Below are 24,172 nucleotides of genomic sequence, written 5' to 3'. Positions count from 1 at the left end.
CGCTGCCGTACACCCCGTCGCTACAGCTCGTACTCCGACAGCCCCGGCCAGTCGTCGGGCCCGCCGCCCTGCCACTCGATCAGATCGCTCTCCTCCACCTCGATGCGGTCCAGATCGGCCAGCCGCAGGATCTCCACGACATCGTCCAGATGCGAGGCGATCCCCAGCGTCACGTCCCCCTCGGTCACCCGCCGCGACCCGTCGAGAGCGGGGGAGTGCACCACGATGTGCGGGTACTGCGTATTGCCCATGTCTTCAGCGTGCGGCGCGGGACGCCGAAGCGCACGCCGACGTCCGCGACGACCGGACGTGAGAGGCGGGCGCGGGCCGCCGTCGCGTCGCGGCCCGTGCCACGGCGCGCCCGTCATGCCGGTCAGACCCGCTCCAGGGGCCGGTGCGGACCGGCGGGAAGCTCGTACTCGATCGTGTCGCCGGGGCGCACCGCGCCGCCCTGCCTGACGACGCTCATGACTCCGGCCTTGCGCACGACGTTCCCGGCCTCGTCGCGGCCGACGACCTGCTTCAGCAGCCCGTGCCGGAAGTTGTCGATCTGCAGGCAGGGGTTGCGCAGGCCGGTGACCTCCAGGACCGCGGAGCCGCCGATGCGCAGCAGCGTGCCGGCCGGCAGACCGAGCAGGTCGATGCCGCGCGTGGTGATGTTCTCGCCGAGTTCGCCGGGCGCCACCGTGAACCCCGCCTCGTTCACCTCGGCGAAGAGCTCTTCGTGAATGAGGTGGACCTGGCGCAGGTTCGGCTGGGTGGGGTCCTGGGCGACGCGCGAGCGGTGCTTGACCGTCACACCGGCGTGCACGTCCCCCTCCACGCCGAGCCCGGCGAGCAGGGTGATGCTGTCCCGGTTCGGCTTGGTGAACGAGTACTCCCCGTTGCTGCTGACCGCCGTCACCGTCCCGCTCATACCGCGGAGCCCCCCTCTGTCCGTCGTCATGACCAGCCACGATCCTAGCCGGGAACCGCCCGGCAACGCCGAACGCTCCCTCGCCGGCGGGATAGAACCGGCGAGGGAGCGTTCGGCGTGGTGACCGTCCGACGGCGCGAGGCTGGGCGCGACAGGTCGTTCGCGCCGCCGGACGGAGCGGGTGGCCCCCTCCTCGAAGGGGGCTGGGTGGGACCGCGGTGGCTGCGACGGAGCCGGGGTGCCCCTTCCCTCTGGTCGAGAAGGGGGCCCGGTCCTTCACCACCGCACTGGCTCGCAGGCCACCGCGGTCCTCGCCCTGCCCGCGCCCGCCGCCGTACGACCACCCCTCATCCGGGCCGTACGGCGGACCGCGCGGGCCGCGTAGCGGAGCCGTGACCTCCCGTCAGGTTCCGTACGCCGCTTGCGGGTCGGGTCAGTCCTCGCGCAGGGCGCGGACCGCCTCCGCCACGCGCTCGCCGTACTCGGGGTCGGCGGCGTGGAAGTGCGCCAGGTTCTTCTCGATCACGTCGTTGCGGGAGACCTGCGACAGACCGCCGGCGATGTTCGCGACCAGGCGGGACCTCTCCTCCTGCGACATCAGCCGGTACAGCTCGCCGGCCTGGACGAAGTCGTCGTCCTTGGTGTGCAGCGGGGCCGCGTGGTTGCCGGTGTACCCGGACACCGGCAGCGGCGCCGACAGCGGGCGGCCGGTCTCGGCCGGGCCGTCGTAGGAGTTCGGCTCGTAGTTCTTGGCGTGGCGGCCCTGCGGGTTGAGCGCCATGAAGCCGTCGCGGCCGTAGTTGTCGGCACCGCCCGGGACCGCCTTCGGCGCGTTGACCGGCAGCAGGGTGTGGTTGACGCCCAGGCGGTAGCGGTGGGCGTCCGCGTAGGCGAACAGCCGGCCCTGGAGCATCTTGTCCGGGGACGGGCCGATGCCGGGGACGAAGTTGTTCGGGGAGAACGCGGCCTGCTCGACCTCGGCGAAGACGTTGTCCGGGTTGCGGTCGAGCACCAGGCGGCCCACGCGCTTGAGCGGGTAGTCCCGGTGCGGCCACACCTTGGTCAGGTCGAACGGGTTGAAGCGGTAGTTCGCCGCCTCGGCCGCCGGCATGAGCTGGACGTACAGCGTCCAGGACGGGTGCACCCCGCGCTCGATGGCCTGCAGCAGGTCCGTCTGGTGGGAGTTGGGGTCGCTGCCCGCGATCTGCGCGGCCTGCTCGCTGGTCAGGCAGCGGATGCCCTGGTCCGTCTTGAAGTGGTACTTGACGAAGAAGGCCTCGCCCGCCTCGTTCGTCCACTGGTAGGTGTGCGAGCCGAAACCGTCCATGTGGCGGTACGACGCCGGGATGCCGCGGTCGCCCATCAGCCAGGTGATCTGGTGCGTGGCCTCGGGGGAGTGCGCCCAGAAGTCCCAGACGTTGTCCGGCTCCTGACGGCCCGTGAACGGGTCCCGCTTCTGGGAGTGGATGAAGTCGGGGAACTTGATCGGGTCCTTGATGAAGAACACCGGGGTGTTGTTGCCGACGAGGTCGTAGTTGCCCTCCTCGGTGTAGAACTTCACGGCGAAGCCGCGCGGGTCGCGGACGGCGTCCGCGCCGCCGAGCGAGTCGGCGACCGTGGAGAAGCGCACGAACACCTCGGTGCGCCTGCCGATCTCGCCGAGGAAGTGGGCGTGGGTGAAGCCGGTGACGTCGTCGGTCACCTCGAAGCGGCCGTAGGCGCCGGAGCCGCGGGCGTGCACCACACGCTCCGGGATGCGCTCGCGGTTGAAGCGCGCGAGCTTCTCCAGGAGCTGCTGGTCCTGGATCAGGAGCGGCCCGCCGACGCCGGCGGAGGCGGAGTTCTGGTTGTCGGCGACGGGGGCGCCGGACTCGGTGGTGAGCACGCGCTGCGACATCGTGGACCTTCCGTGCGGTGGCAGCGGAAAACTGTTTCCGCTTTGTGGAGCCTAGAAGTCTTCGTGGAGCCTAGAAGTGTGCAATCCGTACGTCAACATTTTGTTGAAGCTGATTGCAGGGGTGATTCCGGGCGGCGCCGCCGCCTGGGCGCGACAGGACAGGTGTCAGCGGCGGCGCCGCCCGGAAGTCCGGGGGCCCGGGTCAGACCTGGGCGCCGGAGAGGCGCTCCACGGCCCGCAGCAGGGCGGAGTGGTCCAGGCCGCCGTCGCCCTGGGCGCGCAGCGAGGCGACCAGCTGGGCGACCACGGCGCCGACCGGCAGGGCCGCGCCGACGTTGCGGGCGGCGTCGGTGACGATGCCCATGTCCTTGTGGTGCAGGTCGATGCGGAAGCCGGGCTTGAAGTCGCGGTTCAGGAAGTTGTCCTTCTTCCGCGTCAGCACGGTCGAGCCGGCCAGGCCGCCGTTGAGGACGTCGAGCGCGGCCTTCAGGTCCACGCCGGACTTCTCCAGGAACACCACGGCCTCGGCGCACGCCTGGATGTTCACGGCGACGATCAGCTGGTTGGCGGCCTTCACGGTCTGGCCGGAGCCGTGCGGGCCGCACAGCACGATGGTCTTGCCGAGCGCCTCGAAGATCGGCTTGGCCTCGTCGAAGTCGGCCTGCTCGCCGCCGACCATGATCGACAGTACGGCCTCGACGGCGCCGGCCTCGCCGCCGGAGACCGGGGCGTCCAGCACGCGGATGCCCTTGTCCTGGGCGGCCTTGGCCAGGTCCACGGAGGTCTGCGGGGTGATCGAGGACATGTCGATCAGCAGCGCGCCGGACCTGGCGTTCTCCAGGATGCCGTCGGGGCCGTAGGCGATGGCCTCGACCTGCGGGGAGGCGGGCACCATCGTGATGACCACGTCGGCGTCGCGCACGGCCTCGGCGATCGAGCCGGCCGCGGTGCCGCCGGCGGCGGCCAGGCGGTCGAGCTTCTCCCGCTCGAGGGTGAAGCCGGTGACCTGGTAACCGGCCTTGATCAGGTTCTCGGACATGGGGGAGCCCATGATGCCGAGGCCGATCCAGGCGATCTTGGGAAGGTTGCTCATGACGGGGGTGCCTCTCTCACTGCTGTTCTGCGTCTGCGGGGTGGCGCCGGCCGGCGGCGCCCGGGGTTCAGCGGACGGCGCGGGCCTCACGGGGCAGCCACGCGAAGGCCTCGGCGCTGGGCTTGCCGCCCGGCTTGTACTCCAGGCCGACCCAGCCGTCGTAACCGGCCTTCCGCAGCTGGTCGAGGAGGTCCTCGAGCGGCAGCGAGCCGGTGCCGGGGGCGCCGCGGCCCGGGTTGTCGGCGATCTGCACGTGGCCGGTCTTCGCCGCGTACTGCTCGATGACGGACGGCAGGTCCTCGCCGTTCATGGACAGGTGGTACAGGTCCATGAGGAACTTGGCGTTGCCGAGGCCGGTCGCCTCGTTCACCTTGTCGACGATCTCGATCGCCTTGGGCGCGCTCACGATGGGGCACTTCGGCGACTCGGGCCGGTTGAGGGCCTCGATCAGGATCGTCCCGCCGACCCGGCCGACGGCCTGGGCCGCCAGCGTCAGGTTCTCCAGGGCGAGCGCGTCCTGCTCGGCCGGGTCCACGCCGTCGACGCGGTTGCCGTACAGGGCGTTGAACGTCGTGCAGCCCAGGGACTGCGCGAAGGCGATCGCCACGTCGATGTTGGCGCGGAACCTCTCCGACTCCGCGCCCGGGACCGACAAGGCGCCGCGGTCCGGGCCGGGCAGCTGCCCGGCGTAGAAGTTCAGGCCCGTGAGCTGCACGCCCGCGTCCTCGATCGCCTTCTTCAGGGCGTCGAGCTCGGACTGCTCGGGGGTGGGGGTCTCGATCCAGGGCCACCACAGCTCGACCGCCGTGAAGCCGGCCGCGGCGGCGGCCGCGGGACGCTCCAGGAGCGGGAGTTCCGTGAAGAGGATCGACAGGTTGACGTTGAAGCGCTGGTCTGCGAATCCCATCGGGGGCCGCGCTCCCTTCCGTGGTCGAGCGAGTTTCCGTATGACGGAAGTTCGTTTCTGCGTAATGGAAGATTGCCGTCGTGTGTCGGTGCTTGTCAAGAGGGGCCCAACCGGTGAACGCCCCAAAACGCCTGCCGGGCGTTAGGTTGTGCGCGTGCGATTGAGAGTGGAGTTCACGACCGAGCCCTTCGACCTCGACGAGGCGCCGCCGCACGCCGTGGTCGCCCGCGAGGTCGTCGAGGCGGCCGAACTGGACGCCGTAGACGTCGGGCCGTTCGGCAACACGGCCGAGGGCGGTGCCGACGCCGTGCTCACCGCGGTCGACGCGCTGCTGCGCAAGTCGCTCGCGGCGGGAGCCACCCGGATCTCGCTCCAGGTGAACGTGATCGGGGAGGGCGAGTGACCGGCACCGGGGACGAGCCCTTCATCGCGGCCGTGAAGCCGCTGGTCGACGCGATCGGCGGCGAGATGGTGCCGCCGGACGAGGCCCGTCCCGACGACGTGGTCCTGGCCTGGCAGGGCCAGGACGTCGTCGCCGTACGGCTGCCACAGCTGGCCGACTCCCTCGACCACATCCTCGCCGCGATGGAGCGCCGCAAGGGCATGCCCCTGGCCGACCTGGACCGCAAGGCGAAACAGGAGATCGTGCGCATACTGGAAGCGCGCGGCGCCTTCTCGGTCCGCCACGGGGTGGAGACGGTCGCCGGCGCCCTCGGCGTCAGCCGCTTCACCGTCTACAACTACCTCAACCGGCAGAAAGAGGCCTGATCGCAGGCCTTGGCCGGGGTGCCACGAGCCGTCGTCCGGGGGACCGGGCGGCGGCTCGCGCCGTTCACGGCGGCCCCGCCGGGAACGCTCTCGCGGGCCCTCGTATTTGTTACCCCGAATTTTCAACAAACTGTTGACGCGATGTTTCGGAGGGCGTTAGCTATCGGCAGCCCGTTCAGCACAAGGCCACGGAGGCACCCGTGACTTCGACTTCCACGCCGCCGGGCCTGGCCCGCTTCAACGCCCTGGAGGAGGACGCGGCACTCGCCGCGCTCCACGAGGCGTGCAGCTCCACGGCATGGGCCCGGCGGCTGCTCGCCGCCCGCCCCTACGCCGGACCCGAGGACCTCTACGCAGCCAGCGACGCCGCCATGGCGGAGCTGACCGCCGAGGACCTCGAGGAGGCCATGGCCGGGCACCCGCCGATCGGCCGCCCCAAGCCGGGGGATCCCACCTCGGCGCGGGAACAGCGTGGCATGGCCGGCGCCTCCGAGGAGCTCAGGGCGGAGATGCTCGAACTCAACCTGGCGTACCAGGAGAAGTTCGGCCATGTCTTTCTGATCTGCGCCACCGGCCGGACCGGTGAGCAGATGCGGGACGCCGTCAAGGAGCGGATTGGCAACTCGCCGGAGCAGGAGCAGGAGATCGTCCGCACCGAGCTGGGCAAGATAAACCGCATCCGACTGGCACGACTCGTCGAAGAGGACTGACAGCAGCCATGAGCACCAGCACCACCGCCTCGGTGTCCACGCACATCCTGGACACCTCCGCAGGCCGGCCCGCCGAGGCCGTCGCCGTCCGCCTCTCGGCCCGCTCCGGGCCCGACGCGGACTGGCGGCCGCTCGGCGGCTCGGCCACCGACGCGGACGGGCGGTGCAAGGACCTCCCGGCCCTGCCGGAGGGGACCACCCACGTACGCCTCGACTTCGACACCGAGACGTACTTCGCCAAGAAACAAGCCGCGGCCCAGCAGGACGCCCCCGCGCTCCGGGACAGCGAGAACGGCCGGCCCGTGTTCTTCCCCGAGGTCACCATCGCCTTCGCGGTGGTGCCCGGCGAGCACTACCACGTTCCGCTGCTGCTCAACCCGTTCGGCTACTCCGTTTACCGAGGGAGCTGACCGACACCATGACCCGATTCGTCCTGGGACAGAACCAGTACGGCAAGGCAGAGAACCGCGTCGTAAAGATCACGCGTGACGGCGACACGCACCACATCAAGGACCTGAACGTCTCCGTCGCCCTCTCCGGCGACATGGAGGAGGTCCACCGCAGCGGTTCCAACGCCAACGTCCTGCCGACCGACACCACCAAGAACACGGTGTTCGCCTTCGCCAAGGAGCACGGGATCGAGAGCGCCGAGGACTTCGGCGTCAAGCTCGCCCGCCACTTCGTGGACGACACCGAGCCGATCCACCGGGCCCGCATCCGCATCGAGGAGTACGCCTGGGAGCGGATCGAGACCTCGAAGGGCGGCGCCCGCTTCGTCGGCGCCGACGAGATCGCCCACTCCTTCGTCCGCAAGGGCCAGGAGACCCGCGTCGCGCAGATCACCTACGACGGCCACGGCATCCAGGTGCTCTCCGGGTTCAAGGACCTGACCGTCCTGAACACGACCAACTCCGAGTTCTGGGGCTTCCTGAAGGACAAGTACACCACCCTCCAGGAGGATTACGACCGCATCCTCGCCACCACCGTCTCCACCTGGTGGCGGCACAACTGGGACGGCATCGACTCCCACGCCCCCGACTGGGACCGCTCCTACAACGGGGTGCGCAAGCACGCGCTGCAGGCGTTCGCCGAGACCTACTCGTACTCGCTCCAGCAGACCCTCTTCGAGATGGGCGTGCGGGTGCTGAACTCGCGTGACGAGGTCGACGAGATCCGCTTCTCCATGCCGAACAAGCACCACTTCCGCTCGGACCTGTCGCCCTTCGGGATCGACAACGAGGCCAAGGACGGCGCCGTGTACTACGCCGCCGACCGCCCGTACGGCCTGATCGAGGCGACCATCCTGCGGGACGGCGCCGAGCAGCTCATCCCGGTCGACATGACCAACCTCTGACGCGGGACGCGTGTCCCCGGCCCCGCCGGCCGGGGACACGCCACACCGGAGGGAACACCATGGCACAGCCTGCAAAGGGGCCGGCGAAAGCCCCCTGTTCCACCCCGCCGGCGCACACCGAGGACACCGTCACGTCCGTGCACCCGGTGGACGAAAAGCTCCGCCCGTCGCGGCTCGTCCCCGCCGCGCTCCAGCACATCGCCGCCATGTACGCAGGCGTCGTAACACCTCCGCTCATCATCGGCCAGGCCTGCGGACTCGACATCGCGGCCCGCACCCGGCTGATCGCCGCGTCCCTGCTCATCGCCGGCGTCGCGACCATCCTGCAGACCATCGGCGTCAAGGGCTTCGCCGGCAACCGGCTGCCTTTCGTCAACGCCGCCTCCTCCGCCGGCATCGCGCCCATCCTCGCGATCGCCGAGACCAACGGCAAAGGACACCAGCTCCCCGCGATCTACGGCGCGGTGATGTGCGCCGGCGTCTTCTGCCTCGCCGTCGGGCCGTTCTTCGGGCGCCTGCTGCGCTTCTTCCCGCCGCTGGTCACCGGCGTCGTCATCACCCTGATCGGCGTCACGCTGATGCCGGTCCCGGTGGGCTGGGCCCAGGGCGGCGACAAGACCGCCGCCGACTTCGGCTCCATGAAGCACCTCGCGCTCGCCGGGTTCACCCTCGCCGTGATCCTTCTGATCCAGCGCTTCGGCCGCGGCTTCGTCAAGCAGGTGGCCCTGCTGTTCGGGCTGCTCATCGGCACCCTGGCCGCCGTACCGTTCGGCATGGCCGATTTCACGGCCCTGAAGTCCGCGCCCGTCGCGGCGCTGCCCGCGCCCTTCGCCTTCGGCCCGCCCGCCTTCCAGCCCGCGGCGATCCTGTCGCTGTGCATCGTGATGCTGGTCCTGATGACCGAGTCCAGCGCCGGCATGCTCGCCCTCGGCGAGATCTGCGACCGCCGCACCGACGCGCGCACCATCACCCGAGGCCTGCGCACCGACGGCATCGCCACCCTGCTCGGCCCCGTCTTCGGCGGCTTCCCCACCTCCGCCTTCGCCCAGAACGTAGGCGTCGTCTCCCTCACCCGGGTACGCAGCCGCTACGTCGTCGCCCTCGCCGGAGGCGCCCTGCTCGTCCTCGGCGCCTTCCCGGTCCTCGGCGCGGTGGTCTCCCTGGTCCCCATGCCGGTCCTCGGCGGCGCGGGCATCGTCCTGTTCGGCTCCATCGCCGTCAGCGGCATCCGCACGCTGTCCGAGGCGGGCCTGGACGACAGCTCCAACATCATCCTGGTCGCCGTGGCCCTCGGCGCCGGCATCATCCCGCTGGCCGCCCCCACCTTCTACGCCGGCTTCCCGGCCTGGGCGCAGACCGTGCTCGGCTCCGGCATCAGCGCCGGAGCGCTCGTCGCCGTCCTGCTCAACCTGTTCTTCCACCATCTCGGCGCCCGGCGCGGCAGCCCGGCTCCGGCCCTCGAATCCTCCTAGGGCCCCGCCACCCCGCACCGCGGACCCCAGCCCACCGACGCCACCGAGCTCCGCGGACCACGCCCCGCCCCGGACCGCCACCGAGGTCCGCGGCCCACGCCCGCACCCGGACCGCCCCCGAAAGACGAGGAAGCACATGGCACCACCGGCAGCCCAGCGCATCGTCATCGAGAACTGCGCGATCGCCACCGTGGACGCGACCGACACCGAGTACGCCCGCGGCCACCTCGTCCTCGCCGGAAACCGCATCGAGTCGGTCGGCGCGGGCCCGGCGCCCGAAGGCCTCGAGAACGTGACGCGCCGGATCGACGGGAGCGGCCACCTGGCCACGCCCGGCCTGGTCAACACCCACCACCACTTCTACCAGTGGCTCACCCGGGGCCTGGCCACCGACCACAACCTGTTCGACTGGCTCGTCGCGCTGTACCCGACCTGGGCGCGCATCGACGAGCGGATGACCTACACGGCCGCGCAGGGCTCCCTCGCGATGATGGCCCGCGGCGGTGTCACCACCGCCATGGACCACCACTACGTCCACCCGCGAGGAGCCGGCGACCTGTCCGGCGCGATCATCCGGGCCGCGGCCGAGACGGGCGTCCGCTTCACGCTGGCCCGCGGCTCCATGGACCGCAGCGAGAAGGACGGCGGCCTGCCGCCCGACTTCGCCGTCGAGACGCTGGACGGCGCGCTCGCCGCCACCGAGGAGACCGTCAGGCAGCACCACGACGCCTCCTTCGACGCCATGACCCAGGTGGCCGTGGCCCCCTGCTCCCCGTTCTCCGTCTCGACCGAACTCATGCGGGAGGGCGCCGAGCTGGCCCGACGTCTCGGCGTACGGCTGCACACCCACGGCTCGGAGACCGTGGAGGAGGAGAAGTTCTGCCACGAGCAGTTCGGCATGGGCCCGACCGACTACTTCGAGTCCACGGGCTGGCTCGGCGAGGACGTGTGGATGGCGCACTGCGTCCACATGAACGACTCCGACATCGCCGCGTTCGCCCGCACCGGGACCGGCGTCGCCCACTGCCCGTCCTCCAACGCCCGGCTGGCGGCCGGCATCGCGCGGGTCCCCGACCTGCTGGCGGCCGGCGTCCCCGTCGGCCTCGGCGTCGACGGCACCGCCTCCAACGAGTCCGGCGAACTCCACACCGAGCTGCGCAACGCCCTGCTGATCAACCGGCTCGGGGCCCACCGCGAAGCCGCGCTGACGACCCGTCAGGCGCTCAGGCTCGGCACCCACGGCGGCGCCCGGGTGCTCGGCCGGGCCGACCAGATCGGCTCGCTGGAGCCGGGCAAGCTGGCCGACGTGGTGCTGTGGAGGATGGACACCCTGGCCCACGCCTCCGTCGCCGACCCGGTCGCCGCGCTGGTCCTCGGCGCGGCGGCCCCGGTCACCGCGTCCTTCGTGGGCGGCCGGCAGATCGTGGAGAACGGCCGGCTGCTCACCGTCGACGAGGACGCCGTCGCCCGCGCCACCCGCGAGGAGGCCCGGCGCCTCGCCAGGATCACGGCCGAGGCCTGATCCCCCGCACACCTCGGTGGACGGCGCCGCCTCACGGCCGCCCACCGGATGAGACTCCGGCCGGGAGGGACGGCTCCCGGCCGGGGCCCGTGGACCCGAGCGGGGTCCACGGCAGCCGTCCGGGGCGCGCGTACGACACACGCGCCCCGGACGGTCAACCGCTCCAACCGCTCGCGCACCCCCGTCCCCGGTCCCGCACGACCACACGCCCCACCTCCATGAAACCCACGTCGACGACGACGTGTTAACCGCCCGGAGGACCCGCCGTGGCCGCCCATCCTGTTGACGAGAAACTCCCCGCCCTCAAAATGGCGACCAGCGGCCTGCAGCACGTGGCCGCCATGTACGCCGGAGTGGTCGCCCCGCCCCTGATCGTCGGAGCGGCCGTGGGCCTGTCCGGCAAAGACCTCACCTTCCTCACCGGAGCCTGTCTGTTCACCGCCGGGCTCGCCACCTTCCTGCAGACCCTCGGTTTCTGGAAGATCGGCGCCCGGCTGCCCTTCGTGAACGGCGTGACCTTCGCCGGCGTCGCCCCCATGACGGCGATCGTCGCCTCCGCGAAGGACAAGTCCGACGCCCTGCCGATGATCTTCGGCGCGGTGATCGTCGCCGGTCTCCTCGGCTTCCTCGCCGCGCCCTTCTTCAGCAAGGCGATCCGCTTCTTCCCGCCCGTCGTCACCGGCTCGGTCATCACCCTGATCGGCGTCTCCCTGCTGCCCGTCGCCTTCGGCTGGGCCCAGGGACCGAACCCCGCCGCGCACGACTACGGCTCGACGACCTACCTCACGCTGGCCGGCATCACCCTCGTGATCGTGCTGCTGCTGCGCCGCTTCACCCGCGGCTTCGTCAAGCAGATCGCGGTCCTGCTCGGCCTGATCATCGGCACGCTCGTCGCGATACCCTTCGGCGTCACCGACTTCGGCCCCGTCGCGCACTCCGCCGTCGTCGGCTTCCCCGCCCCGTTCCACTTCGGCGCCCCGACGTTCCACATCGCCGCGATCCTGTCCATGTGCGTGGTGATGGTCGTCTCCATGACGGAGTCCACCGCCGACATGCTGGCGCTCGGCGAGATCGTCGAACGCCCCGCGGACGAGAGGACCATCGCGGCCGGCCTGCGCGCCGACACCCTCGGCTCCGCGCTGAGCCCGCTGTTCAACGGCTTCATGTGCAGCGCGTTCGCCCAGAACATCGGCCTGGTCGCCATGACCCGGATCCGCAGCCGCTTCGTCGTCGCCGTCGGCGGCGGCTTCCTGGTCCTGATGGGCCTGTGCCCGATGGCCGCCTCGCTCATCGCGGTCGTCCCCCGCCCCGTCCTCGGCGGCGCCGGCGTCGTCCTGTTCGGCTCGGTCGCGGCCAGCGGCATCCAGACCCTGGTGCGGGCCGGACTGGAGAAGGACAACAACGTCCTGATCGTGGCCGTGTCCCTCGCGGTCGGCATCGTGCCGATCACCGCGCCGGACTTCTACCACGCCTTCCCCGAGACCGCGAAGATCGTCCTGGACTCGGGCATCTCCACCGGCTGCGTCACCGCCGTCCTGCTCAACCTGGTCTTCAACCACATCGGCAGGGGCAAGGAGGCGGAGGACGTCACACACCCGATGGAGTCGGGGCAGGAACTGACGGCAGCCCACTGACGGCAGCCCGAACTCCCGCGCGGGGCACGGCGATCCACGGCGATCACCGTGCCCCGCGCCCGCGCGTACGGCAGTCTTGGCGCATGCCCATGAACGAGTCCGGCCGCGTCGAGGCCTTCAGCGACGGGGTGTTCGCCATCGCCATCACCCTGCTCGTGCTGGACATCAAGGTGCCCGGCACGGGGGACCACGGCGGCCTGTGGCACGCGATCGGCGAGCAGTGGCCGTCGTACGCCGCCTACGGGGTGAGCTTCCTGGTGATCGGCATCATGTGGGTCAACCACCACCAGCTGTTCAGCTACGTCACCCGGGTCGACCGGCCGCTGATGTTCCTGAACCTGCTGGTGCTGATGGTCGTGGCCGTGGTGCCCTGGCCGACCGCCATGCTCGCCGCGTACCTGTGCGAGGACGCCGCCTCGCACGCGGCGGCCGCGGTCTACAGCCTGGTCATGGTCGCCATGGCGCTCACCTTCCAGGCCCTGTGGTGGCACCTGACCCGAACCGGCCACCTCTTCGACGAACGCGTCGACACCGCCGCCGCCCGCGCCACCCGCGCCCGGTTCGCCCTCGGCTCCCTCGGCTATCCCCTCACGGTGGGCCTCGCCTTCGTCTCCGCGCCTCTCACGCTGGCCGCGCACGGCCTGCTCGCCCTCTACTACGGCTTCAACCAGGTGCCGGTGCCGCTGCGCCGGGACCCGGCCACGCCCTGAGGCGGAGCGCGCGGCCATGGCGCCGGGCACCGGTCCGAGCCGCCCGGCGGGCAGGCCGCCGCCGGCTACAGGCCGAACAGGGTGAGGTCCGTCGTCAGCTCCTTGAAGACCTCCCGGGGATCGGCGACCAGCCGGCGCTCCTTCAGGTCCATCAGGCCGCCGACCGCGTCGACCTCGGCCGCCAGGGTGCCGTCGGTTTTGCGTATCTCCTGCACGATCCGGAACGTCTTGCCGCCGCCCCACTCGAACGCGCAGGTCACGTCGACCTCGTCACCGGCGAGCAGTTCGCGCCGGAAGCGGAGCGTGGTCTCCAGCGCCACCGGACCCACGCCCCGGCCCACCAGCCGGGCCTGGCTGATCCCGGCCGCCTGGAGCAGCGACCAGCGGGCGTGCTCCGCGTAGTTGAGGTACACGGACTGGTTGAGGTGCCCCTGGGTGTCGGTCTCGTAGCCCCGTACGGTCACCCGGACGGAAAACGGTTCGGCCACTGCTAGCCCTTCTCGCGTTCGATTCTCCGGTCGGTCGATCCTGGCACGCCGCTCAGACCCGCCGCGGCGAGGCCAGCAGATAGCGCACCCGCGTGCGCGGCTCGGTGTACTCGCCGGGCTGCCAGCCCGCCCGCTCCAGCGTGGCCGCGCAGGCCGCCAGGCTCTCCGCGTCCGGCGCGTACACCGCGACCGCCTCCGGCTGCGCGGTGGCCCGCACCCGGTAGCCGTCGGCGTCCCCGCTCGCGGGACGGTGCCCGGCCGCCTCCAGGGCCAGCGCGGCGGCCCGCACGAGATGCGTGCGCTCCCAGCCGCAGGGCCGGTCCGCCGCGCCGTCCGGGTTGGTCATCCGGCGCAGCTCCAGCAGCCCCTGCCAGGCGCCGCGCACCTCGCGCAGCCGCGCCGCACCGTCCCCGGGCGGCTCCTCCTCGCCTCCGGCCCGCGCCGCGAACACTCCCGCGTCCGACGCGCTCTCCCCGGCCGTCGGCTCCGAGGGCGCCGCCTCGCGTATCCGGTGGCCCGCCGGCGTCAGGAAGTGGTCGTGCGGCGGCCTCGGATGCCGGAAGGCCAGGCCCCGCTTCACCAGCGTCGCCAGCTGCGCCGGCGTGCCGCGCAGCCGCCCGGTCACCGGATCGGCGGCCTCGATCAGCCGCCGCTGCGCGGCGGTCGGCGGTCGGCTCACGGCGCACCCCTTCCCCTCCCGTGCCCTGCCACGGGCAGCCCGTCGGACGGCCCCTCCGCAGAGTACGGCGCGGCTCTGACAACGAAGACGGCCGGAGACGACCGCCCGCTGCCGGTCTCGTTGCTTCCGCGGTCGGCGTCCCTTGCTGCCGCTGCCGGTCTGGTTGCTTCCGCAGCGGGCGTCCCTGCTGCCGCTGCCGGTCTGGTTGCTTCCGCAGCGGGCGTCCCTGCTGCCGCTGCCGGTCTCGTTTCGTGCGCGGCTGGCGTCTCCTGCTGCCGCTGCCGGTCTCGTTCCTTCCGCGGTCGGCGTCCCTGCTGCCGCTGCCGCCCTCATCCCTCCCGCGGTCGGCGTCCCTTGCTGCCGCTGCCGGTCTCGTTGCTTCCGCAGCGGGCGTCCCTGCTGCCGCTGCCGGTCTGGTTGCTTCCGCGGTCGGCGTGCCCTGCTGCCGCTGCCGGTCTCGTTGCTTCCGTGGTCGGCGTGCCCTGCTGCCGCTGCCGGTCTCGTTGCTTCCGTGGTCGGCGTCCCTTGCTGCCGCTGCCGCCCTCATCCCTCCCGTGGCCGGATGTTCCAGCCCGCCACCACCGGTCGCCCGTGCTCGGTGCCGAGCCGGCCCAGTGCCCCCGTGCCCAGCAGGAACAGGGCGCCGTGCCGGGCCGGCAGGCCGAGGCGGCGGGCGGTGAGGACGCGCAGGAAGTGGCCGTGGGCGACGAGGACGACGGCGCCGTCCGTGCCCTCGAGGGCGGCGTCGGCCTTGGCCAGCATCCGGTCGGCGCGCTCGCCGACCTGCTCCGGGGTCTCGCCCGGACGGTCCGGCGGGCCCGGCGCGACCCCGTCCGTGAACAGGAACCAGCCGGGCCGGCTCCGCTGGATCTCCGCGGTGGTCACGCCCTCGTACCCGCCGTAGTCCCATTCCTGCAGGTCGGCGTCGACCAGGGCGTCCGGGAGGCCGAGGAGTCCGGCGGTCTCCCGGGCCCGCTGCAGGGGACTGACGAACGCGGCGCCGATGCGGTGGGAGCGGATCAGCGGCGCGAGCCGGCGCGCCTGCTCCCGCCCGTGCTCGGTGAGGGGCACGTCGGTCCGCCCCGTGTGCCGCCCGGACCGCGACCACTCGGTCTCACCGTGCCGGACGAGAAAGAGGTCGCCCACGTCCGCGTCCTTCCCGCTCGTGTCGTCAGTACCGTGTCACAGGGCACCGGCCGCCTGCAGGACGGACTCGGCCAGACGGCCGTTCTCCAGGGCGGCGCCCACCCCGGAGGGGAAGGAGAACCGGCGCCGGGTGTAGGCGTAGGCGATGCCGTGCGCCGGGTCGGCGAAGCCGAGCGAGCCGGTCGCGCCGCTGTGCCCGAAGGTCCCGGCGTCCAGGAACGGGTAGAGCCCCGGGGTGTGCTCGAAGCCGCGCGCGAAGTGGTTCTCGCTGCCGACGACCAGGTCGGGCCCGCCCGGGGTGCGCAGCTCGGCGAACAGGGCCGCGGTCTCGGGGGTGAGCAGCGGCGGCCTGCCGTCGACGGTGCTGATGGCGGCCGCGAACATCCCGGCGACCCCGCGCGCGTTGCCGACGCCGCCCGAGGACGTCGGCCCGAGCGCCTTCACCCGGGGGTGGTTGCCGAAGGCCACCATGTCGATCGGCTCGGGTCCGTGCGCGCCGAACGCGATGCCCCGGATGCTGTCCGGAGCCGCCGCCCGTTCCTTCAGCAGCGCGGCCTCCTCCGGGGTCGGCACCAGCGGCTGCACGTCCACCCAGCGCGGCTCCGCCTCCTTCGGCAGACCCAGGTAGTAGTCGAGGCCGTACGGCGCCCGGATCCGCTCCTCGTACAGCTCCTGGATCGACCGGCCGGTCACCCGCCGCACCACCTCGCCGGTGAGGGCGCCGATGACGAAGGCGTGGTAGCCCCAGGCGGTCCCCGGCTCCCACAGCGGCGCGCGTCCCGCCAGCCGGGCCGCGATCAGCCGGTCGTCGGCCAGCTCCTCGATCGTGAAGGCCTGTTCCGCGTCACCGACCAGACCCGCCCGGTGCTCCAGCAGCTCGCCCAGCGTCAGCCGGTCCTTGCCGTGGGTGCCGAACTCCGGCCAGTAGGAGGCTACTTCGCGGTCGAGGTCGAGCACCCCGTCCTGCACCAGCAGCGCGACGACGAGATGGGCGGCGCCCTTGGCGATGGAGTACAGGGTCGTCAGCGAGTCCCCGTCGATACCGTCGCCGCCGCACAGGTCCACCACGCGCCGCCCGTGCCGGTACACCACCAGCTGGGCGCCCGGATCGTCCCGCTCCCCGGCGAGCACGGCCGCGAACTCCTCGCGCACGCCCTCGAATCCGTCCGCCACCGTCCCGTGCACGTCGATCGTCATGTGCCGTTCCCCCCTGTCCGTCCGTTCGCCGGCAACGGGGATCGTCAACACGCTGGTACGGCCGGGCATTCCCGTGAGCCGTGCCGCCGCTCAGGTGCCCGGCGGGACCAGGGTGTTCTCGGTGCCGAGGGCCTTGGCGCCGGTGTCGGCGTACAGCGAGGTCTCGCCGTCGGACCAGCGCACCACCAGGTCGTTGCGGACGTGGTCGGCGGTGAGGTCGCCGGTGGTCATGACCTGGGCGTGCTGCCAGGTGCCGTTCGGGCCGCGCAGCTGCGACCGGGTGCCGGGCCCGGAGGCCGAGACGCCGGTGCGGGTGTCGAGCGAGCCGTCGGCCCAGCGCACGAGCAGGTCCGCGCCGGCCGTGCCCTTGAGGGCGCCGCCGCTGAGCAGCGCGGCCTTGGTCCAGGTGCCGTTCGGCCCGAGGAGCCGCCTGCCGGTGCCGAAGGAGCCGGAGCGGATCTGTGTGTAGAGCACCAGGCCGCCGTCGGTGCGGCGCGCGAGCAGGTCGGTCGTGCCCCTGGCCCCGTGGAACTGCCCGGCGGTGAGCTGGACGACGTTCTTCCAGTCGGAGCCCGGCTTCGCCATCTGCACCTCCCGGCCCACCCCGGAGGGGCCGGGGGCCGGGTAGAGGGTGACCTCGCCGTCGGACCAGCGCACCAGCAGGCCGGGCCGGCCGCCGCCGAAGGTGCCGCCGGCCACGCTGCGGGCGTGTGTCCAGGTGGAGTTGGCCTTCAGCAGCCGCTGCTCGGCCCCGAACCCGCCCCGCCCGTCCCCGGGGTGCAGGGTGACCCCGCCGTCCGACCAGACGACGAGCAGGTCGTCGAGGCCGTCCCCGGTGTAGTCGGCGCAGGCCATCAGCGCGGCGTTCTTCCAGCGGCGCGCGCCGCCGGGCAACTGCAGCCCCTGGTAAGGCGGCAGGCCGGTGGGCGGGTCCTGCCCGGCCACCGCGTCCGCGAGCAGGTTCGCGGCGTCGGCGCCGAACGCGGGGGCGTAGCTGATGTAGTCGACGTTCGCGTCGTTGCCGCCGCCGTTGTAGCCGCCGAGGTTCCCTATGACGTGCCCGGTGCGGGCGCCGTCCTGGTAGTCGGTGATCCAGGGGCTGCCGGACGTGCCGCCGTAGTAGCCGCCGCAGGTCATGGACATCTGCCGGTAGCCGGGCAACTGCGCGGTCGGCACGGTGCACTTGACGGCCTGTCCGGCGCTGTTGTGCGCGTAGGAGGGGTAGCCGACGACGGTGACGCTCTGCGCGTAGGCGCCGGGCCGGGTGAAGGTCAGGCCGCCGCCCACCGCGTCCTGGAGGCTCTGCCCGCTCTGGTTGGGCGCGACCCGGGCGAACGCCGTGTCCAGGTCGGACGAGGGTCCCTTGGTGGTCGACGCGCCCTGGTCGGGCGTGTAGCGCGGGTCGGTGTAGACGTGCTGGACGGGGAAGATGCCGTACGGCTGCTGGTCGGGCCCCGCGCCCCGCGCGAACTGCGGGACGAAGACGTAGTCGCCCTTCATGTTCAGCGCGCAGTGGGCGGCGGTGAGGACGACGTCGCGTACGGCGGTGTCGATGACGCTGCCCGTGCAGTGCCAGGTGGTGCCGCTCGGCCCGTCGGACCCGAAGAACGTCCCCACCAGCGGCGTCCCGTTGAACAGGGTGCCCTGCGGCCGCCCGGACCCCGCGACCCCCGGCCCGCTCCCGCCCGGCGCGGCCCGCATGCCGTCCAGCGGCCCGGCCTGCGCCATTCTCCGCGCGGTCCAGAACCGCGCTGCCTCCCGGGCCTGCCGTCCCGCGGCCGGCCCCGGTCCAGGCGACGGGGACGCCGTCGCCCGCCCGCCCGGCACCGCGAGCCCGGCAGCCGCCCCGCACACCATGGCCACGGCCACGGCGGTCCCACGTATTCGGTACGACAGCAACACCCGTTCCCCCTGGTCCGGTCCCTGATCATGAGGGGCGATCCTCGCACAGGCGCCGCCGGGGTGCTCACCGGGGTCGCGGCAGGCCGGGATCCGCGCACCCCGGCCGGACGTCACTGCCGGTATCCGCCGAGGAACCGCCCGATGCGGCCGATCGCCGCCTCCAGGTCCTCCGCGTGCGGGAGGGTGAGGATGCGGAAGTGGTCGGGGGAGGGCCAGTTGAAGCCGGTGCCCTGCACCACCTGGATCTTCTCGCGGAGCAGGAGGTCCAGCACGAACTTCTCGTCGTCCTGGATCCGGTGCACCTGGGGGTCCAGGCGCGGGAACGCGTACAGGGCGCCCTTGGGCTTCACGCAGGACACGCCGGGGATCTCGTTCAGCTTCTCCCAGGCCACGTTGCGCTGCTCGTACAGCCGGCCGCCGGGGCGGGTGAGTTCGCGGACGGACTGGCGGCCGCCGAGCGCGGCCTGGATGGCGTACTGGGCGGGCGCGTTGGCACACAGGCGCATGGAGGCCAGCATGGTCAGGCCCTCCAGATAGTCCTTCGCGTGCTGCCTGGGGCCGGTGACCACCAGCCACCCGGAGCGGAAGCCCGCCACCCGGTAGGTCTTCGACAGGCCGCAGAAGGTGAGGACGACCAGGTCGGGGGCGAGGGCGGCGGCCGAGTGGTGCACGGCGTCGTCGTAGAGGATCTGGTCGTAGATCTCGTCGGCGAACACCATCAGGCCGTGCCGGCGGGCCAGGTCGAGGATGCCCTCCACGACCTCCTTCGGGTAGACGGCGCCCGTCGGGTTGTTGGGGTTGATGATGACCACGGCCTTCGTCCGGTCCGTGATCTTCGACGCCATGTCGGCCAGGTCGGGGTTCCAGTCGGCCTGTTCGTCGCACAGGTAGTGGACGGCCTTGCCGCCGGCGAGGGTGGTGGCGGCCGTCCACAGCGGGAAGTCCGGGGCTGGGATGAGGATTTCGTCGCCGTCCTCGACCAGGGCGGTGACGGCCATGGAGACCAGCTCGGAGACGCCGTTGCCGAGGAAGACGTCGTCCACGCCGACGTCCAGGCCCAGGGTCTGGTAGCGCTGGGCGACCGCCCGGCGGGCCGAGAGGATGCCGCGCGAGTCGGTGTAGCCGTGCGCCTGCGGCAGCATGCGGATCATGTCCTGGAGGATCTCCTCCGGCGCCTCGAACCCGAAGGCCGCGGGGTTGCCGGTGTTCAGGCGCAGCACGCTGTGGCCCGCCTCCTCCAGCGCGTTGGCGTGCTCGATCACCGGGCCGCGGATCTCGTAACAGACCTCGCTGAGCTTGTTCGACTGCCGGAACTCCATGCGCCCCTCCGGAAACTCGTGTCGCTTGGTTTTACCAAGTACGCGCTTGGAAAGTCCAACGCATTGTCTAGACTGCGTCGCATGTCACCTCGCCGAAGCTACGACCAGTACTGCTCCGCCGCCCGCGCCCTCGACCTCGTCGGCGACCGTTGGACTCTGCTGATCGTCCGGGAGTTGCTGGCCGGCCCCCGCCGCTACACGGACCTGCACGCGGACCTGCCCGGCGTGAGCACGGACGTACTCGCCTCCCGGCTGAAGGACATGGAGCGCGACGGCCTGGCCACCCGCCGCCGGCTGCCCCCGCCCGGCGCGGCCTCCGTGTACGAACTCACCGGCCGGGGGCGCGCGTTGCTGCCGGTGCTCCAGGCCCTCGGCCGGTGGGGCGAGGCAGAGCTGGGGGAGCGGCGCCCGACGGACGCGGTCCGCGCGCACTGGTTCGCCCTGCCGCTGCTGCGGGGACTCAAGGGCGAGGGGCTGGTCGAAGTCCGGCTGGAGGAGGGGGACTTCCATCTGCGCGTCGGCGCCGAGGAGGGCCCGGTGTACGGCGACGGACCCGCGCCGGCCGAGCCCGACGCCCGCCTCACCCTGGACGCGGTCACGTGCGAGGCGGTCGCCCGGGGCGAGCTGGACCTGACCGACGCGGTGCGGGACGGCCGGGTGACGGTGACGGGGGACGGCGCCGTGGCCAAGGCGCTGCGCGAGGCCTGACACCCGCCGAAGCCCGCGCGGTCGCAGAGGACTCGCAAGTAAGTACGGGGCATCACAAGCACAGATGGCTGGCGAGAGGCCCCGCAAGCAAGAAGGCCCGCCTCGGGGAGGCGGGCCTTCAGGCGGGTCACGCGCCGGGTGGTATGCGGGACGGCCGTCCCGATCCCCGCGTCAGCGCGTAGCCGCCGATGCCGGCGAGAGCCGCGAGGACGCCGCCGATCGCGGTCCACACCCATCGGTCGGTCCACCAGCCGGAGGACCAGCCGTCGTCGGAGCCGAAGCTCGACAGCACGGCCGTCTTGGAACCGCCGTCAGTCGCCTCGGAGTTGACGGCGATTCCGGGAACCAGCGGCTTGCCCAGCGAGCCGTCCACCGCCGCCGCGCCCCCGATGTCCTTGGAGTCGGCGCGGACGTCGGCGCTCACCGGCTTGCCGAGGTCGGCGGCGCCGAGGTCCACCGCGGTCAGCCGGATGTAGTACGTGCCCGGCAGCGGGTCGTCGGCCCACGGCTCCGACCAGCCGCGCACGGTCCGCAGCACACAGGCCAGGTCCACGGAGGACGCCCCCGGCTGCGCCGTACGGCTCGCCGCCCCGTACTGGCAGGCCTGGCGGCGCCGCAGCCCGTCGTACACATCGATCTGCCAGGTCTCGGCCCCGTGCGCGGCGGGCAGTCTCACCGTCGCCTTCACGGTGGGGCGCTGCCCGGTGTCCGCCGGGAACGACCAGTAGAGGTAGTCGCCGGTGGAGCCTGACGCGGTGGCCTGCTGCCCCTGCCGGATCTCCGTCGCCGTACGGAAGGAGGTGCCCGCCTGGGTGGGCGCACCGCCGTCGCCGGAGGCGCTCGGGGACGGGCTGGGGGAGTCGGCCGCGGCCGGTCCGGCCGCGATCCCCAGTGCCAGCAGCGCGGCACCCAACAGCCGTGTGATCCGCATCAGTTCGTCCTCCAGACCGCGACCCGCCAGCGAGACAGCCAGCCCCACACCAGACCCGCGAGGAAGCCGGCCAGCACCAGCGCCCCCAGCAGCCACCAGCCGCGTCCGAGGCCGAAGGAGGCCACGTCGTGGTGGCCGGACGGCCCGTCCACGACGTCGACCGTCAGCTCCAGCGGCAGACCCGGCGTCGTCTTCACGCCCGGCGCGGCCGAGAAGGAGTGGGCGACCTCCAGGCACACCGTCTCCGCCGTCGCCGTGTCGTCGTCGCTCGCGGGCTTCGGATAGCGAAGTCCCGTGGAGACGGCGTCCGTCCGGCCCGTGCCTGCGGCCTCGCCGCGCACGATCTCCCGCCCGTGCACGGTCACCGCCCGCAGCAGCACCCCGTAGTCGGGGTTCACGGCACGGTCGTCGGCCACGCTCACCGAGGCGCGCAGCTCCTTGCCGGGGTCGACGTCGACCTTGTACCAGCGCTGCTGCCCGAACTCCGCGCGGTCCGTGTAGAGCCCGGACTTCAGCGTCGGCGCCGTCGCGCACTGCGCGGCGCCCTGCGTGGCCACAGGCGTCACCACCGGATCGGCCGCCCGGTCCACCAACTGTCCGACCCGGCCGGACAGTTGCTCCTTGTGCCGTACGTCGGTGTAGGTGCCGCCGGTGGCGTCCGCGATGCAGCTGAGCTGGTCGCGGGTCTTGGCGTCCGGCACCAGGCCGAGGGTGTCGATGGTCAGGCCGATGCCCTTGGCCGCTATCTCGCGGGCCACCTCGCACGGGTCGAGCGGCTGGCAGGTGTCCTCGCCGTCGCTGATCAGGACGATGCGGCGGGTGCCGTCACCGCCGTTGAGGTCGTCCGCCGCCTTCAGCAGCGCGGGCCCGATCGGCGTCCAGCCGGTCGGCTGGAGCGTGGCGACCGCCGTCTTCGCGTCGGTCCGGTTCAGCGGGCCGACCGGGTAGAGCTGCGCGGTGTCCTTGCAGCCCTCCTTGCGGTCGTCGCCACGGTAGTCGGCGCCCAGGGTGCGGATGCCGAGCTGCACCTCCTGCGGGGTGGCGTCCAGCACCTCGTCGAACGCCTGCTTGGCGGCGGCCATCCGCGAGCCGCCGTCGATGTCCCGCGTCCTCATCGAACCGCTGACGTCCAGCACGAGTTCGACCTTGGGGGCGGCCGCCCGCGTCTCGTCGGCGACGGCCCCGCCGGGGAAGGCGATCCCGGCCGCCAGGGCGGCGAGCAGAGCACAGACGCCCGCCGCCAGCCGTTGTCTTGTGATCATCGCCGGATCTTATTGATCAGACCGGCATGCCTCCAAAACGAGCGGGTTCGGCAGCGACGTCCACTGGTCGCCGGGGGTCCGCGGCGACAGCCGCATCAGCGTCAGCGCCTTGGCGGGCAGCGGCCCGTGCAGCAGTGCGCGCAGGCCGGGAGTGCCGGGCAGGTCCGGTACGGCGGCCGACAGCGCCGCTCCCAGCGCCGGTCCCGAACCCGCCGTGGCCGCCAGGGCGCCCGCCACCAGGGAGCCGAACAGCTTGCGGCACAGGGCCGGTTCGTCGTCGGTGACCAGGCGGCCGGTGAGCGCGGGCGGCGCGATGCCGTGCCGGGCCAGCCGGGCCGGACTGATCCGGATGTCGGCCAGGTCGCGGTAGACCAGCCGCAGCGGGGTGCCGTCGGCCGCCAGGACCACCAGCAGGTTCTGGCCGTGCGCCTCCAGGGCCACCCCGAGGTCGAGCAGGTGCAGGCCCACCGTCAGCGCCAGCCGGGCGAACGCCGCCAGCCAGCCGGGGGACTCGGGCAGCGCGGTGGTGGCCAGCGCGGCCACCGGCACGACGCGTTCCCCCGGCGCCGCGTACACCTCGGGCGACTCCCGCAGCAGGGCGGCCAGATCGGGGGAGCCGGCCGAGACCGCGCCGAGCGTGCGGGTGACGTGCAGCAGGCCGTCGGTGCGGGCGGCCAGCTCCTCGCCGAGCGCGGACAGGGGGGCCGCGGCCTCGACGGAGTACGGGGAGATGTCCCGCACCGACGACGTCAGCCGGGCACTGAGCGCGGTCTTCACATGCGGTCCGTCCGGCAGCGCGAGGGTGCGCAGGGACAGCAGCGGACGCGCCGGGCGCCAGGGGTCGTACGACCGTTTCAGCACGCGATCGGCCTGCCACGGGTGCACCGGCAGCAGCAGCCGTTTGCCGTCCCGCAGCTCGGCCGGCCAGTCCCCGGCCACCAGGCACCCGTCCGCCGGCACCGGCACCGTCCCCAGCTTCACCACGGGCCCGTGCTCGGGGCCGTACGCCAGCTGGTCCGCCACCGAGAAACCGGGCCGGGACCGGCAGTTCGGGTGGTACGGATGCCCGTCGGTCACCCGCCGCTCCCATTCCCAGTCGTGCTCCGGCCACTCCCGCGGGTGACCGGCGGCGGCCCGTGACAGCGCCAACGAGGCGACGCTGTCGGCCAGTTCGGCGGCGAAGCAGGCACCGTCCGGCACGCCGAGGGCGGTCATCAGCGCGGCCGGATCCACCTCGCGCGCCCGGTCCAGGCGGACTTCGGTGACGTACGCGCTCGTGGCGTACGGGTCGGCGTGCGGGCCGTACAGCGTGCGGCCGTCGGCGAGCCGCAGCGCCAGGCTGTGCGCGCCGCGCACCCGGCCGGTGATCCACGGCAGCGGCTCATGGGCGAACGCCCGCCACAGCCGGGTCAGCACCGCGGCACGCGCGCCGGGCAGCTCCGCGGTGAACCGCGGCAGCAGCGCGGGCCGGACGGCGGCCAGTTCCTCGGCCATCCGGGCCTCGGCGGTGGGGGGACGGTGCACGGTCGGCTCCTCGGGTACGCGGGCGCGCAGGAC

24 protein-coding genes are annotated in these 24,172 nt (G+C 72.6%); 10 read left to right on the top strand and 14 right to left on the bottom strand.

From position 1 onward, the window contains the following. Positions 1 to 20: 20 nt before the first annotated feature. From ACGFZN_RS34195 to ACGFZN_RS34175, 5 genes are all read right to left on the bottom strand, one after another. Complete coding sequence (locus ACGFZN_RS34195) at positions 21 to 251, bottom strand: hypothetical protein (RefSeq protein ID WP_393862346.1); 231 nt, start codon at positions 249 to 251, stop codon at positions 21 to 23. A 122-nt stretch (positions 252 to 373) separates the two neighbouring features. Next, positions 374 to 916 carry an MOSC domain-containing protein gene (locus ACGFZN_RS34190; protein WP_393862345.1) on the bottom strand — a complete coding sequence of 181 codons (543 nt, stop codon included), beginning with the start codon at positions 914 to 916 and terminating at the stop codon, positions 374 to 376. A gap of 433 nt (positions 917 to 1,349) precedes the next feature. Continuing rightward, positions 1,350 to 2,813, bottom strand: a complete 1,464-nt coding sequence (locus ACGFZN_RS34185; protein WP_393862344.1) for a catalase — start codon at positions 2,811 to 2,813, stop codon at positions 1,350 to 1,352. 202 nt (positions 2,814 to 3,015) lie between these two features. Continuing rightward, positions 3,016 to 3,906, bottom strand: coding sequence for a 2-hydroxy-3-oxopropionate reductase (locus tag ACGFZN_RS34180; RefSeq protein ID WP_393862343.1), 891 nt, complete (start codon positions 3,904 to 3,906; stop codon positions 3,016 to 3,018). Positions 3,907 to 3,973: 67 nt separating this feature from the next. Beyond that, positions 3,974 to 4,813: a TIM barrel protein gene (locus ACGFZN_RS34175; RefSeq protein ID WP_393862342.1), complete on the bottom strand. Its 840-nt coding sequence runs from the start codon at positions 4,811 to 4,813 to the stop codon at positions 3,974 to 3,976. 154 nt (positions 4,814 to 4,967) lie between these two features. Here ACGFZN_RS34175 and ACGFZN_RS34170 point away from each other — a divergent pair, with 154 nt between their 5' ends. The 9 genes from ACGFZN_RS34170 to ACGFZN_RS34130 all read left to right on the top strand — a co-directional run bounded on the left by ACGFZN_RS34170 (position 4,968) and on the right by ACGFZN_RS34130 (position 12,983). After that, positions 4,968 to 5,216, top strand: coding sequence for a hypothetical protein (locus tag ACGFZN_RS34170; RefSeq protein WP_201813992.1), 249 nt, complete (start codon positions 4,968 to 4,970; stop codon positions 5,214 to 5,216). Next, a complete protein-coding gene (locus ACGFZN_RS34165) occupies positions 5,213 to 5,581 on the top strand; it encodes a helix-turn-helix domain-containing protein (protein ID WP_393862341.1) in 369 nt (122 codons plus the stop codon). The genes ACGFZN_RS34170 and ACGFZN_RS34165 overlap by 4 nt, the downstream gene beginning before the upstream one ends. A gap of 200 nt (positions 5,582 to 5,781) precedes the next feature. Next, entirely contained in the window at positions 5,782 to 6,291 is a 510-nt protein-coding gene (uraD, locus tag ACGFZN_RS34160) for a 2-oxo-4-hydroxy-4-carboxy-5-ureidoimidazoline decarboxylase (RefSeq protein ID WP_393862340.1), read from the top strand. A gap of 8 nt (positions 6,292 to 6,299) precedes the next feature. After that, complete coding sequence (gene uraH, locus ACGFZN_RS34155) at positions 6,300 to 6,701, top strand: hydroxyisourate hydrolase (RefSeq protein WP_393862339.1); 402 nt, start codon at positions 6,300 to 6,302, stop codon at positions 6,699 to 6,701. Between the two features lie 8 nt (positions 6,702 to 6,709). Beyond that, positions 6,710 to 7,645 (top strand): factor-independent urate hydroxylase, encoded by a 936-nt coding sequence (gene pucL / locus ACGFZN_RS34150; RefSeq protein ID WP_393862338.1) that lies wholly within the window; start codon positions 6,710 to 6,712, stop codon positions 7,643 to 7,645. 59 nt (positions 7,646 to 7,704) lie between these two features. Beyond that, positions 7,705 to 9,117, top strand: a complete 1,413-nt coding sequence (locus ACGFZN_RS34145) for a nucleobase:cation symporter-2 family protein (RefSeq protein ID WP_393862337.1) — start codon at positions 7,705 to 7,707, stop codon at positions 9,115 to 9,117. A gap of 136 nt (positions 9,118 to 9,253) precedes the next feature. Beyond that, positions 9,254 to 10,639: an 8-oxoguanine deaminase gene (locus ACGFZN_RS34140; protein WP_393862336.1), complete on the top strand. Its 1,386-nt coding sequence runs from the start codon at positions 9,254 to 9,256 to the stop codon at positions 10,637 to 10,639. 266 nt (positions 10,640 to 10,905) lie between these two features. Continuing rightward, positions 10,906 to 12,273, top strand: a complete 1,368-nt coding sequence (locus tag ACGFZN_RS34135) for a nucleobase:cation symporter-2 family protein (RefSeq protein ID WP_393862335.1) — start codon at positions 10,906 to 10,908, stop codon at positions 12,271 to 12,273. Between the two features lie 83 nt (positions 12,274 to 12,356). Continuing rightward, positions 12,357 to 12,983 carry a TMEM175 family protein gene (locus ACGFZN_RS34130; protein WP_393862334.1) on the top strand — a complete coding sequence of 209 codons (627 nt, stop codon included), beginning with the start codon at positions 12,357 to 12,359 and terminating at the stop codon, positions 12,981 to 12,983. A gap of 65 nt (positions 12,984 to 13,048) precedes the next feature. On the opposite strand, the gene ACGFZN_RS34125 is transcribed toward ACGFZN_RS34130, so the two are convergent. The 6 genes from ACGFZN_RS34125 to ACGFZN_RS34100 all read right to left on the bottom strand — a co-directional run bounded on the left by ACGFZN_RS34125 (position 13,049) and on the right by ACGFZN_RS34100 (position 19,714). Next, positions 13,049 to 13,471, bottom strand: coding sequence for an acyl-CoA thioesterase (locus tag ACGFZN_RS34125; protein WP_393862333.1), 423 nt, complete (start codon positions 13,469 to 13,471; stop codon positions 13,049 to 13,051). Between the two features lie 52 nt (positions 13,472 to 13,523). Then, positions 13,524 to 14,150 carry a hypothetical protein gene (locus ACGFZN_RS34120; protein WP_393862332.1) on the bottom strand — a complete coding sequence of 209 codons (627 nt, stop codon included), beginning with the start codon at positions 14,148 to 14,150 and terminating at the stop codon, positions 13,524 to 13,526. 543 nt (positions 14,151 to 14,693) lie between these two features. Next, complete coding sequence (locus ACGFZN_RS34115) at positions 14,694 to 15,296, bottom strand: histidine phosphatase family protein (RefSeq protein ID WP_393862331.1); 603 nt, start codon at positions 15,294 to 15,296, stop codon at positions 14,694 to 14,696. A gap of 36 nt (positions 15,297 to 15,332) precedes the next feature. Continuing rightward, a complete protein-coding gene (locus tag ACGFZN_RS34110) occupies positions 15,333 to 16,493 on the bottom strand; it encodes a serine hydrolase domain-containing protein (RefSeq protein WP_393862330.1) in 1,161 nt (386 codons plus the stop codon). A gap of 90 nt (positions 16,494 to 16,583) precedes the next feature. Continuing rightward, a complete protein-coding gene (locus tag ACGFZN_RS34105) occupies positions 16,584 to 18,221 on the bottom strand; it encodes a trypsin-like serine peptidase (protein WP_393862329.1) in 1,638 nt (545 codons plus the stop codon). Positions 18,222 to 18,505: 284 nt separating this feature from the next. After that, positions 18,506 to 19,714 (bottom strand): pyridoxal phosphate-dependent aminotransferase, encoded by a 1,209-nt coding sequence (locus ACGFZN_RS34100; protein ID WP_393862328.1) that lies wholly within the window; start codon positions 19,712 to 19,714, stop codon positions 18,506 to 18,508. Between the two features lie 81 nt (positions 19,715 to 19,795). On the opposite strand from ACGFZN_RS34100, the gene ACGFZN_RS34095 reads away from it, so the two are divergent. Then, entirely contained in the window at positions 19,796 to 20,422 is a 627-nt protein-coding gene (locus tag ACGFZN_RS34095; RefSeq protein ID WP_393862327.1) for a winged helix-turn-helix transcriptional regulator, read from the top strand. A 127-nt stretch (positions 20,423 to 20,549) separates the two neighbouring features. Here the strand turns inward: ACGFZN_RS34095 and ACGFZN_RS34090 are convergent, their stop codons facing one another. The 3 genes from ACGFZN_RS34090 to ACGFZN_RS34080 are packed head-to-tail and all read right to left on the bottom strand — an operon-like array spanning position 20,550 to position 24,139. Beyond that, complete coding sequence (locus ACGFZN_RS34090; protein ID WP_393862326.1) at positions 20,550 to 21,353, bottom strand: hypothetical protein; 804 nt, start codon at positions 21,351 to 21,353, stop codon at positions 20,550 to 20,552. Next, positions 21,353 to 22,615 (bottom strand): VWA domain-containing protein, encoded by a 1,263-nt coding sequence (locus tag ACGFZN_RS34085; protein WP_393862325.1) that lies wholly within the window; start codon positions 22,613 to 22,615, stop codon positions 21,353 to 21,355. Before ACGFZN_RS34085 ends, ACGFZN_RS34090 begins: the two co-directional genes overlap by 1 nt. A 9-nt stretch (positions 22,616 to 22,624) precedes the next feature. Beyond that, positions 22,625 to 24,139, bottom strand: coding sequence for an IucA/IucC family protein (locus ACGFZN_RS34080; protein ID WP_393862324.1), 1,515 nt, complete (start codon positions 24,137 to 24,139; stop codon positions 22,625 to 22,627). Between the last annotated feature and the right edge of the window lie 33 nt (positions 24,140 to 24,172).

The sequence above is a fragment of the Streptomyces sp. NPDC048192 genome (assembly GCF_043202415.1).
In the GTDB taxonomy this organism is placed as follows: domain Bacteria; phylum Actinomycetota; class Actinomycetes; order Streptomycetales; family Streptomycetaceae; genus Streptomyces.
The sequence above is the reverse complement of the archived record's forward strand: the minus strand, read 5'-3'. Positions and strand labels throughout refer to the sequence as shown.